The following is a 17,798-nucleotide window of genomic DNA, read 5'->3' as shown; positions in this document are numbered from 1 at the left end:
TTTTGCATGAAGAAAACCACATTCGTGATGTTTTTCCTCCGCGTAATGGGGAGGGTGGGCGAGTTTACCCTGACGCCGCACTTCATGGGTGCCGCGCCAATATTCGGTCAGGCCGGATGTCTCAGTTGCAATAAATGCTTGTGAGTGTTCGCAGCATCTGAAGAACGGGTTCCGAGTTGATCGAATAATAGACCGCCTGCGCTTCGCGGCGGGTCTTGACCAGCTGGCGTGTTCTCAGTTTGGCGAGGTGCTGGGACAGGGCCGACTGGCTCAGGTCAACTTTCTCAGCGAGTGTACCCACCTGCATTTCACCGTCGGCGAGATTGCAGAGAATCATCATTCGCTTCTGATTTCCCATTGCGGCCAACAGGTCTGCGGCTTCCTCGGAATGCGTTTCAAGGCGGCGTGCATCAATCATGGGTATCTTCCATAGCCCTCCGCACGAGGCGGTTTTCAATAAATTAATCCAAATGCTCAAAAAAACTCGTCAGACATATTTCAACTATAAAACGGTCAATGTACACCCCTATTTTTTCACAGCGTACGCGAGAGTTCGGCAAGCTTGGCACGCAATCCTGACGCGTGCATTAGCGGATCGTCAAATTCTATGCGCAAAAGTTCGTCGCCATTGACCAGATCGATCCCTGCGCAGTCAATTCCGCAGATTTTCCAGCCTGTTTTCTTCGATTTCCCGTGAATTCGTGCATATGAGTCAACGGCATCGCCATGATCAGCATTCATGTGAGAAATTGCATCGGGTTCGATTTTTTCAAGATCGGGGATGGCCGGAGAGGCAATGAGGAGGTCCCCAGACGCCAGCACGAAGGCCTTACCGAAGCCTCCATTAAGACTGGCTGATTCGGGGATCATGCGGAAAAATGAAAAATCAGGAAAGTCTGCGTAGAGGGCGGCCTTGGGATGCCTGGCGATAAAACGTGCGCGCAGGCGGTCATGGGATGGGTCGTCCCGTGCCACCCGTTCTGCCCGCGTCCTGACGGTGATGCGGGGATGGGCAAGCGGGTCGCCCTTTCCCGGTTCCCCGAACAAAAGTGAAGCCCTCGGATCCGCAGCCAGCGCGCCGGTGTGAACCGACAGAGCCGAGACCAGGATCAACGGCGTGCCGTCAATATCGGTCCCGGTCAGAACCCGGCTGGCAAAAGGGAAGCCGGTGCCTGGCTCAAGCACGCCAATAGCGCCAAACCGGGCGCCACGGATAAGGCGGCGCGCCAGACGGCGCGCTTCCTCATCCGTTTCGCGAATGGTGTTGACCGGTTCCTTCATTGGTCTGCCTCAGGCCTTACTTGGGGGCCATCCGAATTGCGCCATCAAGACGGATCGTCTCGCCGTTGAGCATGACATTGTCGATGATGTGCATGGCAAGGCTGGCATATTCTTCCGGCTGGCCCAGACGGGACGGGAATGGCACGGAAGCGCCAAGGCTGTCCTGAACTTCCTGCGGCATGCCCAGCAGCATCGGCGTTGCGAAAATGCCGGGTGCGATTGTCATGATCCGGATGCCGAAACGGGCAAGCTCACGCGCGATCGGAAGCGCCATGGCATGAACGCCGCCCTTTGAGGCGGAATAGGCTGCCTGTCCGATCTGGCCATCGAAGGCCGCAACCGACGCAGTCGAGATGACCACGCCGCGTTCGCCGCCAGCGAGCGGTTCAAGCTTGGAAGCACGATCCGAGAAGAGCCGCAGCATGTTGAAGCTGCCGATCAGATTGACTTCGATCACCTTGCGGAACACATCCAGATCGTGCGGACCTTCGCGGCCAACAACACGAACGGCGGGTGCAATGCCCGCGCAGTTGATCAGGATCCGCGCTTCGCCATAGGCTTCAGCAGCTTCAGCGAGTGCTGCTTCGGCCGCTGCGGCGTTGGAGACATCGCAGGCAATTGCCTTGCCGCCGATTTCGGTCGCGACTTTTTCTGCCTGTGCGAGATTAACATCGAGCAGGGAGACTTTCGCTCCTGCGTTCGCCAAAGCCCGTGCGGTTGCCGCGCCAAGCCCTGAGCCTCCACCAGTCACAATGGCGGCTTTGCCCTTAACTTCCATACTCTGATCTCCTTGAATTCAATGCTCTGCAGTGTCTGGCGTCCGTCTTCTTCAGCGGCGATGCCGCGTCAGGCCACGGACGATATCATCGGCAGTGATGGAGCCTGTCACGACGCCCTTGTCAATCACGCCAATTGTTCCTTCTCGCCTGGCCAGCGCATCCATCACGTCGGAAAGCGGTGTATCGGGTGTGACCGAAGCCGACAGCGGCGATTGGCCGCGTGACGCATCGGGCTTGCCGGCAGCCATCACATCGCGCGCGGTGAGCATGGCGATCGGGTTCATGTTGGCAACGAAATCAGCGACATACTGGTTGATAGGCGAATTGACGATCTCGCGAGGCGTACCGCACTGGATGATGCGCCCGCCTTCCATGATAGCAATCCGGTTGCCGAGCTTCATGGCCTCATCGAGATCGTGGCTGACGAAGATGATGGTCTTGCCGAGCCGGGATTGCAGCTCAAGCAGCTCATCCTGCAGCCGGGTGCGGATCAGCGGGTCGAGCGCCGAGAACGGCTCATCCATCAGAAGTATCGGTGCGCCGGTGGCGAAGGCGCGGGCAAGACCCACGCGCTGTTGCATTCCGCCGGAGAGTTCAGCCACCATCCTTTCGGACCAGTCGGACAGTCCGACCAGAGCGAGTTGTTCGGTGACCCGCCGATCACGTTCCTTTTTCTCGATGCCGGCAATTTCGAGGCCAAAGCCCACATTGTCAGCAACCGAGCGCCAGGGCAGCAGGCCGAACTGCTGGAACACCATCGACACGGTGTCCATGCGCAATTGCTTGAGCTGCTTGTCATCGCATGCGCCAACGTCGAATGTCTCGTCGCCGCAGTTGACCGTCAATTTTCCACGGCTGATCGGATTGAGACGGTTGACCGCGCGCAGCAGTGTGGATTTGCCGGAGCCCGACAGCCCCATCAGCACCAGGATCTCGCCTTCGTTGATATCGACGGTGCAATCATGCACGCCGAGCACGTCGCCAGTCTGTTCCTGGATCTCGGTGCGGGACTTGCCCGCGTCAGCAAGGGCCAGGCTTTCGGCGGTGTTGTCACCGAAGATGATGGAAACATTTTCTATGCGGACCGAGCCGCGATCGGCGCCAAGGCTCATGACGTGGCTCCAATGCGTACGCGGCACATGCGGTCAAGAATGATGGCCAGGATGACGATGGCGATGCCGGCTTCAAGCCCGAGCGGTATATTGACCGTGTTGAGCGCGCGCACCACCGGCTTGCCAAGTCCGTTGGCGCCGATCAGTGCTGCAATCACGACCATCGACAATGACAGCATGATGCACTGCGTCAGGCCCGCCATGATGGTCGGCAGCGCGGCTGGCAGTTCGACTTTCCGCAGCAGTTGGGTTGGCGAGGCGCCAAAGGCCTGACCGGCCTCGACCATTGGTCTTGGGACCGAGGTGATGCCGAGATAGGTAAGGCGGATCGGGGCTGGAGACGCAAAGATGATGGTGACCAGCAGTCCGGGCGCCAGGCCGAGGCCGAACAGAATGAGGACCGGGATCAGATAGACGAAGGTCGGCATCGTCTGCATCAGATCGAGAACCGGTTGCAGGTACGTATAGAGCTTGGGCCGATGCGCCAGCCAGATGCCGATCGGCACACCGATCAACATTGACATGAAGGCGGCAGAAATCACCAGCACAAGGGTTTCGACGGTTTCCTTCCAGAGACCCTGGTTGATGATGAACACCAGCCCGAGCACAATGCCGACTGCCAGTTTCCATGATTTCTGAATGCGCCAGCCTATCGCCGCGATCACCAGAACTAGGATCAGCGGTGGCAGCCACAACAGGCCGTCAATCATGCCGTCGAGGAGCAATTTGAGAGTGTCGGCGATGGCGTCAAAGGCGAATTCGAAATTGTCGGTGAGGAAATTGAAGAAGCTTTTTCCCCATTTGCCGACCGGGATTTTCCAGGCCGTTATGAAATTCGCCAGTCCATCCATGTCGTGTCCCCCGACGCGTAAAGCGGTCCGGAGCCGCTGACACAGCTCCGGACCGTCGTTTCAAGTCTTACATGCCGAGCTTGGCAGAGACTGCGGCGGCAGCGTCGCCGCCGTCGAAAGTGGTCACGCCTTCAAGCCATGGCTTGACTGTGTCCGGATTGGCCTTCAGCCAGGCAAGGGCCGCCGCGTTGGCGTCTTCGCCCTTCAGGATGTCGTCCATGATCTTGTTTTCCATCGACAGCGAGAACGACATGTTCTTGACCAGCGTCCCTGCGTTCGGGCATTCGCTGGTGTAACCGGCGCGCACGTTGGTGTGCACGGTGGCGGCGCCGAAGCCGGAATCGCCCATGCCATCAAGATAGGCAATCGACATTTCGCCCATGATCGGATGTGGGGTCCAGCCAAGGAACGCGATCCACTCGTCGTTCCTGATTGCCTTTTCAGCCTGCGACAGCATGCCTGCTTCCGAACTTTCAACCAGCTCGAAGCCATCAAGGCCGTTGGCCGGGTCGGCGATCATTTCGAGCACGATGCGGTTGCCGTCATTGCCCGGCTCGATGCCATAGATCTTGCCGTCGAACTTGTCCTTGAACTTGCCGATGTCGCTCAGGCTCTTGACGCCGCCTTCGGCAGCATAGGTGGGCACCACGAGGCCGTAGCCGGCGCCTTCAAGGTTCTGGGCAACGGTTTCAACCGATCCGTCATCGAGGAATGGCTGAACATCGGCGGCCATCGATGGCATCCAGTTGCCAAGGAAAACATCCATGTCCTTGTTCTTGAGCGACTGGTAGGTCACAGGCACGCTAAGCACCTGAACTTCCTGGTTATATCCCAGTGCATCAAGCACAACGCCAGCGACTGCGGTGGTGGCCTGAATGTCAGTCCAGCCAACATCCGCGAAGCGGACGGTCTTGCAGGATTCAGGATCCGCTGCCTGAGCAGTCGCGGTTCCGGCAAGCAGAAGAGCTGCGAAAGTGAGTGTCATTTTTCTTGTCATGGTCGGTATCTCCCGTGTTCCGAGTGCAGAAACAACCACCTATATGCGGTGAACTCAAGCCGCAATGCCTTCAAATTTTGTGCTGGTAGCGAAAACGGCTGTTGAAAGGGCGGTGGCAGGGGTGGAATTTCGCAGCGCTGACCGGCAATAGATAGTTCGCCGGTGGCTACCAGTCAGCGCAGGCATATCCGGGGTTTGAAGCCGGTAAAACATCACAACCGGGTACAAATCGGGAGCCCATCTTGGCAAAGCTCTATTTCAGCTATTCCACCATGAATGCGGGGAAGTCGACGCTTCTGCTGCAGGCTTCCTACAACTACCGGGAACGCGGAATGAGAACGGTGCTGTTTATCGCGGCCTTCGATGACCGCGGCGGTGTGGGACGCATTGCATCTCGCATCGGGTTGGACAGTGAGGCTTACACGTTTCGCCCCGAAGACGATCTCTACAAGACACTCGAGAGCCTGAAAACAGAGGGTGATATTGCCTGTGCGTTTGTCGATGAGGCGCAGTTTCTCACCGAAGCGCAGGTCTGGCAGCTGGCGCGTGTCGCCGACAGGCTGGGGGTCCCGGTGATGACCTATGGTCTGCGTACCGATTTTCGCGGGCAACTGTTTCCCGGTTCCCAGGCATTGCTTGCGCTTGCGGACGAGTTGCGCGAAGTGCGCACGATCTGCCATTGCGGTCGCAAGGCCACAATGGTGGTGAGGATGGATGATCAGGGCAGGGTTATGCATGAGGGTGCCCAGATCGAGGTCGGCGGCAACGAGAAATACGTGTCCTATTGCCGACGGCACTGGGACGATGTCATGAACCCTGATGGAACAAAATAGCGCCGCAATGTGTTTGATAGAGTGAAGGCCGATTGAATTTCGCCTCAGATTTTCGGCAAAAGCCTTCGACGGCGCATTGTCCTTGCTGTGACCTGCGCTATAACAATGGGTATCTATTAAACACGAACGGAGACTGTCTTATGCGCATTTCCCTTTCCATGATGTTTGGCGCCGTAATTGTGGCTGGCCTTTCTGCACCTACCGCCGCCCTTGCTGACGGCGACGCTGTTGCCGGCGCCAAGGTGTTCAAGAAATGCGCCGCTTGCCACGTAGCAACTGAAGCAAAAAACAGGGTCGGCCCGTACCTCATGGGTGTCGTTGACCGCCCTGTCGCTTCAGTCGAGGGATACAAGTATTCCAAGGCGATGACAGAGCATGCGGCCGAAGTTCCGGTCTGGACCGAAGAAGCGCTGGCTACCTATCTTCACGACCCTAAGGGCGTGGTGAAGGGCACCAAGATGGCTTTTGCAGGTCTGAAGAAGGATGATGATATTGCCAATGTCATCGCGTATCTGAAAGATCCTGCTGCCGCCGAGTAAAACCGGCTGGCGCAGAGGAGATGAATGGCCGTTCCTTCGGGGACGGCCTTTTTTTTGGGCTTCGGAGTCCCCACCTTGCCAGGTGAGGTTTTCGCAGCACTGAACCGGTGCTAATAAAGCTTTGGTGTCCGGCGCTACTGGACGGGTTCTGTGCGTCATTTTCATGTGACGACGATAAACAGGAGAATTGGACATGGCCGATATCAAGGCGCTTGATGCAGAAATCGAAAAAACACGCTCCGTTGTCAATGATATGCGGTCCAAGATCGAGGCATCCGGTGTTGTGCTCGAGAAGCTGTCAGAATCTGATGCCGAGCTCGGCGATCCCCAGTTTGATATTGAAAATGCCCGTATCCAGGACGTGTTGCGCCAGCAGCGCATGATGGAGACCAACATCGCCGATCTGATTATCGGCCTCGAGGATGCCACCAATGTGTTCGGCTCCGAGTTCGAGAGCATGAAGGGCTTTTCCGGAATGGAAAGCTTCGTGGCTATCTTCTCCAAGGGCAGGGCGCAGCGGATGCGGTCTGACCGGGTTCGCAACATGTCGCTGTCAGGCAATCTGCAGGAGCTTCTGAAAAAGTCAGACACCATCACCGGCATTCTGAAGGATCAGAAGGATATTCTCGACAGCCGCTACAAGACCTCGGAAGCGAGCCTGATCAAGGTGATCGAGCGCCGCAAGGTCACCATGGCCAATCTCGAAACCACGCAGCAGCGCATCGAGGAGCTCAATCCGCTGTTGATGGACATCGAGAACAAGATTGCCGCATCGACCGATCAGAAAACCCGTACGGATCTGGAAAGTGACCGCTCGAAGCTTGCCACCGAATACAATGAGCGGCAGGCCAAGGAGCAGGAACTGCTTGCAGAAAGCCAGACGCTCGAGCGCTACACCTCGATGTTCCAGACATTTGTGGATTCGCTCAACAACCAGATTGCGGCGCAGAACACCCTGATCAACAAGCTGACCATCGATACCGAACAGCGCATTGTGCTCTACAAGGCGCTTGAGGATTCATTGAAGACCGCCGCCCAGCAGGATGTTGCCCACAAGATCAACACTCTGGGAAGCCGGGTCGATACCGCAGCTGAAGAAACCATGGCCGGGATTGGCGCAGCCGCTCAGGCCCATATCGGCGATCTTCTGGAAATGCACGAGAAGAACATGCTCTCGACGCAGGATATCCAGCGCCGCAAGCAGCTTGCCGACGACGCGTTTGCCAGACGGTTTTCCGAGGTACTGGAAAAGCACAATTCAGCCAATTACGTGAAGTCCTAAGCGCGCTGTGATGATACCGGAGGCCGGCCATGCGGGCTGACACCGGCGCAGCTGGCGCCTATTTCAGATCGATGCATGCGGCGCTCAAAGGCCTGCGGGTCTATCTTGCTGACGACAAGTCGCCGCTCTACGCGCATGGCCTGGTTGGCCAGGTGATCATTCCTTATGTCGACCGCCTGGAAGCAACATTCTCGGCTTGGGAAAACCGGGTCGGCTTTATCGAGCGGTTTCGCATCAGCCGGGCCGACAGCGGTTTTCCGACCTACCAGAACGTGTTGACGCTGGAAAACGACCGCGCAACGGCCGAAGAACGGCTGGCGGCAATCCCGGATGTCGACACGCTCAAAGCGGAAATGGCCGACTTCATCCTTCGCCACAAGGCGTTTCCCGGCACGCTGCAGGAGCAGGTCGCCGAACGGCTCTATCTGGAGGAAATCGGCAAGGACGCGGTGTTCGCGCCCTTCATCCTGCCCGAGACAATTCGGGTTTCGGTCAATCCGAAAAACGGGCGGCCTTTCTATGTCGTGCATTGGGGCGTGTTCGACGGCAGCCAGACCCTGCCGATGGTCTACATGGCGACGATCGAGGATTCGAGCGACTCCATCGCAAAGATGCTGGTGACCAGGGATGGCAAGCTCAACCCTGATGTCGAGATACAGCTGCCGGTCGGCGGGCTGCTCAATCCCGAGTTTGCGCGTGCCTTTGATGCTTCAGCCGAAAAGAACGGCGCCTATTCGCTTTCGCCGGTCACGATTGCGCAGAACCTGGATGCGGATTTCGAGTTTCTGCATCCCAAGCAGTTGCGCCGTTTCGTGCTCGGGCCATTCTACTCGGCGGGTGTAACCGACAACTCAGACCGGATCTCGAACATCCTGTCGAAAGTGCGCAAGGACGAGAATGCATGGCTTCTGACCTGGACCATGCAGGAAGTGTTTTCCAAGACCGAGCGTCCGGCCAAGCACGGGCTGTGGAGTTCGGCGCCGGCGCGGGATGAGTATCACATCGAGACCGATGATCTGGAGGCGACCCGGCAGGGCGTGAGTGCTTACCAGAAACATGCGCTTGTGCCGCATGAAGCCTATCAGGCGCTTTATGCTTCGGGCGAAGCGGAGAGCATTTTCTCGGGCTTCACCGTGCATGTGATTTCGGGCAACCAGGTCATCAGCGAGGTATGAGATCATGAGCCAGACAACGGGGCTGACGACAATTTCCGAGGAAGACATCGCTCGCCATCAGGCGGTAGCGCAGTCGATGGTGACCCGAGTGGTCGTGCTCAGCAAGCAGGACGACGCATCTTCGACGCCGATCGCCGGTACCAACCGCCGCTTCGTCTCCACGGTCTCGACCAGCGGCATGCGACGGACCCGCGAGATTGAACTCGGCAAGACAATCCAGTCTGTGCGCGCCAATGACCAGATGCTGTCGATCCCGCAGCATACGCTGCTGTACCGCACCCGGCGGGGGATCTCGGTGGCGCTCGCCGTGGCGGAAATGTTTGCCGAGCAGACCGATCTCGAAAGCCTGCAATCACGCAACGCCGGTGCGCCCCTGCAGGGCGAGGAGGCGGAGCGGTTCAAGCGGTTGCTGTCGGCGTCAGCCTATGTCGCTGCTTTCACGCTCGCGGCCTTTGTGCTGCAGACCATTGATGGCGAAAGCGAACCGGCCAACGACACCGAAGAACCTGATTTCCAGTTCGACACACCGCAGGACGCGCTGAAATCGATTGTGGCAGCGCTTGACGAGGCGATATCGGGCGCACCTGACGAGACCGCAATGACCTCGCGGGCGCGGGCGCTGGCGCGGGTAGCCATCGAAGGCCTTATCAGCAGGCGCAACCGGTTTGACGCGCTGGGCAATTTCGCCCAATCGCATCTTCGGCTTGAGAGCGACAACTTCACCCTCGACGGCTTCGACGTGGCCCCGGGGCAGCGCCGCAAGCCGCTGGTGATGAGCTTCAAGAAGCCCAACGAGATCATCGGCAACCATTTGGCCAAGCACCAGGCGATGCGTTTGTCGCGCATGGTCATGGCCTATGATTTTGACCGCCAGCTCAATCCCTTCGTCGAATTGGGCGGTTTCCTGTTCACCTTCATGGGCGATGGTGCGCCGGGCACCGGTAAGACCATCCTGATCCAGATGCTGGCAGGCATGATCAATGATTACTGCGAGGTCGCAGGCTATCCGTTTCACTACGAGAATTTCGGTGTCGACCAGATCTCGTCCTATCAGGGCAAGTCGGGCCAGAACTGCAAGACCTTCGTCGACAATGTGCTCAACCCGCGCGCCATCGGTTTCGGCACCATCGACGATATCGACCAGGTTGCTGCCAAACGCTCCGATGACAAGGCGTCGGCGGGCCAGCAGGAAGTCACCGCAGTTTTGATGGAGAGTTTTGCCGGCGCCTCCACCGTGGTGCGGGGAAACTGCAGCTTCGGCATGTTCTCCAACTATCCGGAGAATGTCGACGATGCGCTGAGACAACGCGCCGGCGCGCGCTGGCTGGTTGACGGGCCGCAATCGCTTGATGACTACATCGACATCTTCGCGCTGCTTGCGGGCAAGAACCATTCGATCCCTCTCGGATCGCATGCGCTGTTTGCCAGCCAGGAAATCAAGAAGGCTGTGGAGCGATCCTATGACGGCCATGACCGGCCGCAGGAAGAGGGGCTGCTGTCTGTCTGGGAGAGGTTCGAGAGCGAGCACGGCAAGGTCAAGTCCATCGCCGATATCGGCGCCTATCTGCACCAGATCAAGCTGGCCGAGCCGCGCTTTACCGGTCGGGCGATCAAGAACATCACCGACGCGATCAAGATGCGGGCGATGGACATAGATCTGCCGGATGAATGGTTCGAGACGGCTGAAGCCTTCATGCACAAGCCTTACGATGACAAGATCGCGATGATCTCCGAGCTTCGCAAGCCCTTCACAATCGAGATGGTGCTGCAGGAGATCAACCGCTACGCAGACTCCGAATTCCGCTACACAGACCGCTCGGATGCGACTGCCGTTGATGACATCATAAGGCGCGAGCGGCAGCGCGAACGTGCGATCCGCGAAATCGAAAGCATGAAGCGGGACGGGCGCTGGCAGCAATGAAGCGTCTGGTCGAAAACGAACTGATCTACGGTCGCCTGCTTCCTGTTGCGGAGCCGCATCTGATCGAGCGCTACAACAAGGCGCTCAGAGCGTTCGGACTGCCGGAGACAAAGCTCGGCCAGTTCCGGATAGACATGACCGGCTTCTCGCCGGAAATTGCCGAGGAGCTTGGCGATATCCAGTATCTTGATCCCAACGGCGTCAACCGCCGCTTTGTTGTCCTGACGCCGGAGCAGGAAAACCTGCCGGTGGTCCACACCCAGTTTTCCAACACCGCCGGGCTGATGCATGAGTTCTTTGACGGCAATCGTCGTGCCGTTCATGCGGTGACGATCAAGGATGCGTTGTTCGGCGAGATTGAAGAACCCGTTGATGAGGTGACCGGGGTCGAGGACCTGCTGTCGATCAATGAAGTCCGGTTCCGGGTGATGTCGGCTGAAAACATGCTGGGAAAGGCCACGGAATTGCGTGCGCTGGTTGATCGGCTCAAGTCACCCGGGGACGGCTGGCGGGATGATGTCATGCTCAACCGTATGGTCGAGCTTGCACGGGAGACCGGTGACATAAGGCAGAACGCGCTGGTGCCCGACAAGCTTGTGTTCCCGCATACCTCCTATTGGGCCAATCATTTTGGCGGCGTGTTCATCTTCCGCGATGACCGGACCACAACGGTGATCTGCGACAGCCATGCGCCGGGGTTCCGGCGGTCGCGCCCCTGGGAGGTGAGCTATATCGATATCGCTGACCACGCGCATATCTTCGACTATCTGTCCAAATCCGAAAGGCTGCAGTTGCCACGCGCATCCTGGGTCGAACCATCAGGTTTTTTCGCTCACCGGGCGGAGATGGCGGTGGATGATCTCATTCGCCGGGCTGATCCTGCAGTTGATCTGGCGGGAACCGACCGGATCTGGCTGCAGACATGGATGCACCGCAATTCAGCGCTGATTGCCGAGGACGGGATTTATCCATTCCTGCAGGAAATGATGCGTGAGATCACGTCCACCGGGCAGGTCAAGATGCGGGAAGTGCGCGCCGACCGGCGGCTCATGCTTTGCCGCGCCGTTGCCGGGCATCCGGACCAGTGGCTCGTCAACCGGCTTCTGGCACGATTGGCGCCGTTTGACTTTGTCAGCCGCTTCGTCTTTGACAAGCAGGGCTTTTACGAAGCTTATGAAGGCTATTCCGAAAGCTACCGCGCCCATGTTGTGGACGTGCTCGGGACAACCTATCTGAATAACAAGGCAGCGCTCAGGTCGCGGCTTTACGGACTGGAAGGATACCAAGACGATGCTTGACCCGGTGATTGAATTCTTCGAACGGATCTTCAACGCCATTGGCCGTGGTATCGGTATGTTGATTTCCTTTATCCTCTGGCCATTTGTGACCATGGCAGGCTGGTACCGTCGCCGCGGCTTCCTGCTCAAGGCGATCGTTGGCGGCATCATCATCGTCTTTGTCGGGCTTTACGGCTATTTTTTCTGGCAGACGCAGGTCTGGAGCGGGTTCGATCCTGACTATCCTTCCAAGCGCGAAACGCTGGCACTGACGCCTGGAACCAAGCAGGCCGATGGCTCCTGTGCGCCCTCGGCGATGGTGTCGGTGACTTCGGACCTGATTGACTTCAACGTCAACGAGAATGCCTGGACCTCGTCGATGATCCTCTACAAGGCCGGCCTGTTTGGCGTGGAGTGGGATCATACGCCGTTCTTTGACAACAAGGCCGCGTTTCAGCGCGGCGTAAACCAGGCAATACGGCGCACGACTGTCGAGTTTGTCGACACGCTCGGACGCGTTCGTGGCACCAGCCAGGTCGACGGCGACCTGCAGGATGCGCGCGGCGCGATGCAGTTTGATGAATACACTTGGTACTTCGGCATCAGCCCGTTTGGTCCAAAGACACCGACGCCGTCATTCTACCGCTCGGCAATCACGAACCTGCAGGCATTCAACACCCGTCTGAGCAAATGCGAGGCAACCTACGATGCCCGCACCGACAACCTGGTTCAGTTCCTCGACAGGATTGCATCCGACGTCGGATCGACTTCGGCGATCCTGCGTGACCGGTCGGAGAACTTCAATTCCGGCTGGTTTGATACCCGCGCAGACGACAGGTTCTGGTTTTCCTACGGCCAGCTCTATGGCTATTACGGGATCCTGAAGGCAACCCGCGAAGACTTCCGCGATGTGGTCGCACAACGCAATCTTGGCCAACTGTGGGATGACATGGACGTGCAGTTGTCGTCGGCGCTGAAAATCCAGCCGTTCATCATCTCGAATGGCAATGAAAGCGGATGGATCATGCCGACGCATCTTGCAACCATGGGCTTTTACGTGCTGCGGTTCCGCTCGAACCTCGTCGAACTGCGCGCCATTCTGGATCGCTGAGGGTCTTTGAACGCACTGACGGAATTGCCGCTATTGTCTGCAATTCCGTCAGATTGAGCAGGAAAAGCCTAGTAAATGAGACGTAGTCGCAGCGCCTTGGCTACGAGCTGGGTTCTGTTGACACAGTCGAGCTTGCGCATGGCGTTGTTCATGTAGGTGTTCACGGTGTGCTCGGACAGTGAAATGATCGACGCTATTTCGCCTGATGTCTTGCCATTGGCGGCCCAGTGCAGGGCTTCGAGTTCGCGTTTGGTCAACGGGTCTTCTTTGACCTGATCGCTTTGCTTCAAGCTGGAATAGATGTTGAAGGCGTGTGAGGCGAAAATAGCCAGCTCGCCAAGTTCTGCGCGCGTCAATTGAGAGCGGCTTCCCAGAAACCCGAAAGCGGCCCTGGAACCACCAGGTGTATGCACGGGGAAAAATGCGGCCGTCGCTATGCTGTAATTTTCAAACAGCCGGGCGGCTGACTGGGCTTCCTCGGAAGGTCGAGCATCATGCGCGGTCTGCATGTTCAGCGTCATCGGGATGGTCGAGCGCCGCAAGGTTTGAAAGACCAGAGAGTTTTTGAGCAGCCCCAGTCTGTCATAGGATGCAATCATGCCTTCCGGTAAATCTGACAGGTGAACAATTGCTTCAAGGCTTTGATCAGCTTCCGAGGGAATGTTGAGCAGCATGAATCCGGTGAAATCGAAATACCTGGAAAGACGGCGCAAAAACTCGAGCAGATCTGTTTCCGTCCGGATTTTTTCCAGATTGTCTAAAAGCGCGCTCTGGTTTGGCATTAGCTACGCTCTGGCACGGCAATGGAAATCAAGCCATCCGTAATGTTGGTTGTTTTGTTGCAGATGTTTCGATTTTTTGATGGCATGTGTGGTGTAAATATCTTTCTTTGGGTAATACTAGGCCCATCAAAGTAATTAAGCAATCAGACTGGCAGTTTCCCGGTGTTCTTGACTTCCTCCATGACCGGATATGTATGCGTTTCGCGCACACCGGGCAGAGAGAGTATGACATCTGAGAGAAAGGCACGGTAAGCCTCCATACCTTTGACACGTGCCTTGACCAGATAATCAAAGCCGCCGGCGACCATATGGCATTCCATCACATCATCCGATTTGCGAACGGCAAGGGAAAATGCGTCAAACACGTCCGGTGTGGTGCGGTCAAGTTTGACTTCGACGAAGACCAACATGCCGCGGTCAAGTTTCTCAGGTGACAGCTTTGCAGTGTAGCCCTGGATGTAGCCGTCGCGGTTCAGCCGTTTGAGGCGTTCCGCAGTGGCAGTGGGTGACAGGCTGATCTTGTCTGCCAGTTCCAGATTGGTGAGCCGGCCATCGTCCTGCATGGCGCGAAGGATCTTTCGGTCTATGCGGTCAATTTCCTTCAATCAATCACCCCTGTTTCGCAATTTTATAGTGAAACATCTCATCTTGAGACTAAAATATAGCGAGAAATGCGGCTCTTCAAGAGTTATGATGTGTCAATCACCGGGAGATTGCCATGACCGCCACTGCCACGCCAGTTCTGACTTCTTTCCATGCCCCACATGCTCCGGACGATGATCGCCTGATCCGCCAATTCAGCGAGCGTCTCACATTCAGCAGCGCGCAGGAACGGGCGATCGATACCCGCGCGACAAAGCTCATCCAGGCTATCCGGTCCGACTCGGGCCAGATGGGCGGTGTCGAGGACTTTCTGCGCGAATACGGGCTGTCGACGCGTGAAGGTCTCGCATTGATGGTGCTCGCCGAGGCGCTGCTCAGGGTGCCTGATGCCCTTACCCAGGACCGGCTGATTGAAGACAAGCTCAAGGAAGGTGGCTGGAGCGATCATGAGACCCATGGCGACACATGGTTTGTCTCGGCTTCCGCCTGGGCGCTGGGGATGTCGGCACGTGTGATCAAGCCTGGCGAGACGCCTGAAGGGGTGATGCGCGGTCTGGTCAAGCGGATGGGCATGCCCACAGTCAGGACCGCAACCAAACAGGCTATGCGGTTTCTCGGGCATCATTTCGTGCTCGGTGAAACCATCGGCGAAGCACTTAATCGCGCTGTGAAAAACGAGTCCCGTGGCTTCCGGCATTCCTACGACATGCTCGGTGAAGGGGCCCGCACCCACGCTGATGCAAAGCGCTATTTCAAATCCTATGCCGATGCCATCGCGGCGATCGGAAAATCGGCCGATAAGGTGTCAGCCGGACGCAAGCTGCCGGATCGCCCGGGCATCTCGGTTAAGCTTTCGGCGCTGCATCCCCGCTATCTGGCAACCCATCGTGAGCAAGTGCTTGAAGAACTGGTTCCGGACCTGATCAAGCTTGCGCAGATGGCCAAGGCGCATGAGCTCAATTTCACCGTCGATGCCGAAGAGGTCGACCGGCTGGAACTCTCGCTTGATGTCATCGACCGGGCGTTTGCCGACCCGTCACTGGCAGGCTGGGACGGCTTTGGCCTCGCCATTCAGGCCTACCAGAAACGGGCGCCGGAAGTGATCGACCACATTGCCGGTCTGTGCCGCAAGCATGGCCGCCGGATGATGGTGCGCCTCGTCAAGGGGGCCTATTGGGACACCGAGATCAAGCGTGCGCAGGAGCGCGGGCTTGAAGGCTACGCTGTCTACACCCGCAAGGCTGCGACCGATCTGTCCTATCTCGCCTGTTCGCGCCAGTTGCTCGACCTGCGCGATGTCATCTATCCGCAATTTGCCACGCACAATGCCCTGACTGTCGCCACCATTATCGAGATGGCCGAGGACCGCAGCGGCTTTGAGTTCCAGCGTCTGCATGGCATGGGCGAAGTTGTCTATGACAGCCTGAGCAAGAGCAATGACCGCGTGCCGTGCCGGATCTATGCCCCGGTTGGCGGCTATCGCGACCTTCTGGCCTATCTCGTGCGCCGGTTGCTTGAGAATGGCGCCAACTCGTCATTCGTGGCGGTGGCTGGTGACAAGAACGTGCCGATCGCCACGATGCTGGAACGTCCGGACGCCAAGCTTGGCCTTTCCAGAGGGCAATCGTCGCGCAACAGCCAGATTCCGCTGCCGGTGGCGATCTACCCGGATCGGCCCAATTCGCGTGGTGTCGAATTCGGCGACCGCTTTCAACTCGCGTCCCTGCTCGAAGGCATGAAACGGTCGTCCGCGGCTGTCGAAGCTGGACCGCTTGCACCGGGCCTCAAAGGCGGTGAAGCGCAGGAGGTTCGCTCGCCATTTGATGCTTCGATCGTCGCAGGTACGGTGCGGTTTACCGATCCCAAGGATGTCGACAAGGCGGTGGGTATCGCTTCTCAGGGCTTCAAATCGTGGTCACGCACCGATCCAGGCCTTCGTGCGGCGGCACTCGACCGGGCCGCTGACCTGATCGAAGAGCGGCGTGACCGGTTCATGGCGCTGCTCTCCGTCGAAGCGGGCAAGACGCTCGATGACGGCATAGCCGAAATCCGTGAGGCTGTGGATTTCCTGCGCTATTACGCTGTCCGCTCGCGTGAGATGTTTGCGAAAATGCAGCCGATGCCCGGCCCGACGGGTGAGGACAATCGCCTTGGCTGGCGTGGGCGCGGCGTGTTCGTGTGCATTTCGCCGTGGAATTTTCCGCTGGCAATCTTTCTCGGTCAGGTCTCGGCAGGGTTGGCAGCCGGCAATGCGGTGATCGCAAAGCCTGCAGAACAGACATCGCTGATTGCACATGAGGCGATCCAGCTCTTGCACCAGGCGGGTGTGCCCAAGGACGTGCTTCTGTGTCTCCCCGGCGAAGGCGATGTGGGCGCGGCTCTGACCTCGCATCCGAAGATCGGCGGCGTGGCCTTTACCGGCTCGACCGAGACCGCGCGCGCCATCAACCGGACGCTCGCTGCCAAGGACGGGCCGATCGTGCCGTTCATCGCGGAAACCGGCGGCCTCAACGCCATGATCGTTGATGCGACGGCCTTGGCCGAACAGGTGGCCGATGATGTTGTTATGTCGGCGTTCAGGTCTGCAGGGCAGCGCTGCTCGGCGCTGAGGCTTTTGTTCGTGCAGGAAGATGTTGCCGACCACATGCTCGAGATGATCGAGGGGGCGGCACGCGAGCTCAAGCTGGGTGATCCGTCGAAGGCATCGACCGACATCGGACCGGTGATCGACGAGGCGCAGCGCGACATGCTGGCCGCCCATATTTCGACGATCTCAAAGACCCAGAAGCTGGTCTATGCAGGTGACGCCCCGAAAGAGGGGCTGTTCTTTGCTCCGCATATTGTCGAACTGAAGGACGCCGCCGCGCTTGACCGCGAAATCTTCGGTCCGGTGCTGCATGTGGTTCGCTACAAGGCCAAGAAGTTCGACGCGGTGCTGGACGCCATCGACGCCACCGGCTTTGGCCTGACACTGGGTATTCACTCGCGTATTGAAGCGACGGTGCGCAAGGTCATCGATCGGCTCGATACCGGCAATGTCTACGTCAACCGCAACATCATCGGCGCGGTGGTCGGCACCCAGCCGTTTGGTGGCTCGGGCCTCTCAGGTACCGGCTTCAAGGCCGGCGGCCCGCACTACCTGATGCGCTTTGCCGTCGAACAGGCGGTTTCGGTCAACACCGCGGCTGCCGGCGGCAATGCCGGGCTGATTGCAATGGGAGACGGCTAAACCACGGCATTTTCAGATCGAGGGGC

The 17,798-nt window shown here is 58.1% G+C and carries 16 protein-coding genes; 8 read left to right on the top strand and 8 right to left on the bottom strand.

Going from position 1 to position 17,798, the window contains the following annotated elements; all coding sequences use genetic code 11:
* Positions 1-121: 121 nt before the first annotated feature.
* The 6 genes from WNZ14_RS20120 to choX all read right to left on the bottom strand — a co-directional run bounded on the left by WNZ14_RS20120 (position 122) and on the right by choX (position 5,020).
* Positions 122-418, bottom strand: coding sequence for a metalloregulator ArsR/SmtB family transcription factor (locus WNZ14_RS20120; RefSeq protein WP_342870467.1), 297 nt, complete (start codon positions 416-418; stop codon positions 122-124).
* A gap of 116 nt (positions 419-534) precedes the next feature.
* On the bottom strand, positions 535-1,281 hold the full coding sequence (locus WNZ14_RS20115) for a DUF2470 domain-containing protein (protein WP_342870466.1): 747 nt from the start codon (positions 1,279-1,281) through the stop codon (positions 535-537).
* Between the two features lie 16 nt (positions 1,282-1,297).
* Positions 1,298-2,059, bottom strand: a complete 762-nt coding sequence (locus WNZ14_RS20110; protein WP_342870465.1) for an SDR family NAD(P)-dependent oxidoreductase — start codon at positions 2,057-2,059, stop codon at positions 1,298-1,300.
* A 51-nt stretch (positions 2,060-2,110) separates the two neighbouring features.
* Entirely contained in the window at positions 2,111-3,172 is a 1,062-nt protein-coding gene (choV, locus tag WNZ14_RS20105; RefSeq protein ID WP_342870464.1) for a choline ABC transporter ATP-binding protein, read from the bottom strand.
* The gene (choW, locus tag WNZ14_RS20100) at positions 3,169-4,023 is read right to left on the bottom strand and encodes a choline ABC transporter permease subunit (protein ID WP_342870463.1); all 855 of its coding nucleotides are present in this window, start codon (positions 4,021-4,023) and stop codon (positions 3,169-3,171) included. Before choW ends, choV begins: the two co-directional genes overlap by 4 nt.
* A gap of 67 nt (positions 4,024-4,090) precedes the next feature.
* Positions 4,091-5,020: a choline ABC transporter substrate-binding protein gene (gene choX / locus WNZ14_RS20095; RefSeq protein ID WP_342870462.1), complete on the bottom strand. Its 930-nt coding sequence runs from the start codon at positions 5,018-5,020 to the stop codon at positions 4,091-4,093.
* Positions 5,021-5,262: 242 nt separating this feature from the next.
* Between choX and WNZ14_RS20090 the strand changes: the two genes are divergently transcribed.
* The 7 genes from WNZ14_RS20090 to WNZ14_RS20060 all read left to right on the top strand — a co-directional run bounded on the left by WNZ14_RS20090 (position 5,263) and on the right by WNZ14_RS20060 (position 13,158).
* Entirely contained in the window at positions 5,263-5,853 is a 591-nt protein-coding gene (locus WNZ14_RS20090; RefSeq protein ID WP_342870461.1) for a thymidine kinase, read from the top strand.
* Between the two features lie 140 nt (positions 5,854-5,993).
* Entirely contained in the window at positions 5,994-6,392 is a 399-nt protein-coding gene (locus WNZ14_RS20085) for a cytochrome c family protein (RefSeq protein ID WP_342870460.1), read from the top strand.
* Positions 6,393-6,585: 193 nt separating this feature from the next.
* A complete protein-coding gene (locus WNZ14_RS20080) occupies positions 6,586-7,674 on the top strand; it encodes a hypothetical protein (RefSeq protein WP_342870459.1) in 1,089 nt (362 codons plus the stop codon).
* A 29-nt stretch (positions 7,675-7,703) separates the two neighbouring features.
* Entirely contained in the window at positions 7,704-8,849 is a 1,146-nt protein-coding gene (locus WNZ14_RS20075) for a hypothetical protein (protein ID WP_342870458.1), read from the top strand.
* Positions 8,850-8,853: 4 nt separating this feature from the next.
* Positions 8,854-10,770, top strand: coding sequence for an AAA family ATPase (locus WNZ14_RS20070; RefSeq protein ID WP_342870457.1), 1,917 nt, complete (start codon positions 8,854-8,856; stop codon positions 10,768-10,770).
* A complete protein-coding gene (locus tag WNZ14_RS20065) occupies positions 10,767-12,068 on the top strand; it encodes a DUF6638 family protein (protein WP_342870456.1) in 1,302 nt (433 codons plus the stop codon). Before WNZ14_RS20070 ends, WNZ14_RS20065 begins: the two co-directional genes overlap by 4 nt.
* Positions 12,061-13,158 carry a DUF2333 family protein gene (locus WNZ14_RS20060; protein WP_342870455.1) on the top strand — a complete coding sequence of 366 codons (1,098 nt, stop codon included), beginning with the start codon at positions 12,061-12,063 and terminating at the stop codon, positions 13,156-13,158. The genes WNZ14_RS20065 and WNZ14_RS20060 overlap by 8 nt, the downstream gene beginning before the upstream one ends.
* A 68-nt stretch (positions 13,159-13,226) precedes the next feature.
* On the opposite strand, the gene WNZ14_RS20055 is transcribed toward WNZ14_RS20060, so the two are convergent.
* Both WNZ14_RS20055 and WNZ14_RS20050 read right to left on the bottom strand, forming a co-directional pair.
* Positions 13,227-13,940 (bottom strand): LuxR C-terminal-related transcriptional regulator, encoded by a 714-nt coding sequence (locus WNZ14_RS20055; protein ID WP_342870454.1) that lies wholly within the window; start codon positions 13,938-13,940, stop codon positions 13,227-13,229.
* Between the two features lie 143 nt (positions 13,941-14,083).
* Complete coding sequence (locus WNZ14_RS20050; RefSeq protein ID WP_342870453.1) at positions 14,084-14,545, bottom strand: Lrp/AsnC ligand binding domain-containing protein; 462 nt, start codon at positions 14,543-14,545, stop codon at positions 14,084-14,086.
* A gap of 113 nt (positions 14,546-14,658) precedes the next feature.
* Here WNZ14_RS20050 and putA point away from each other — a divergent pair, with 113 nt between their 5' ends.
* The gene (gene putA / locus WNZ14_RS20045) at positions 14,659-17,772 is read left to right on the top strand and encodes a bifunctional proline dehydrogenase/L-glutamate gamma-semialdehyde dehydrogenase PutA (protein ID WP_342870452.1); all 3,114 of its coding nucleotides are present in this window, start codon (positions 14,659-14,661) and stop codon (positions 17,770-17,772) included.
* Positions 17,773-17,798 lie beyond the last annotated feature (26 nt).

It is taken from the genome of Hoeflea sp. AS60 (assembly GCF_038900115.1).
In the GTDB taxonomy this organism is placed as follows: Bacteria; Pseudomonadota; Alphaproteobacteria; order Rhizobiales; family Rhizobiaceae; genus Hoeflea.
The sequence above is the reverse complement of the archived record's forward strand: the minus strand, read 5'-3'. Positions and strand labels throughout refer to the sequence as shown.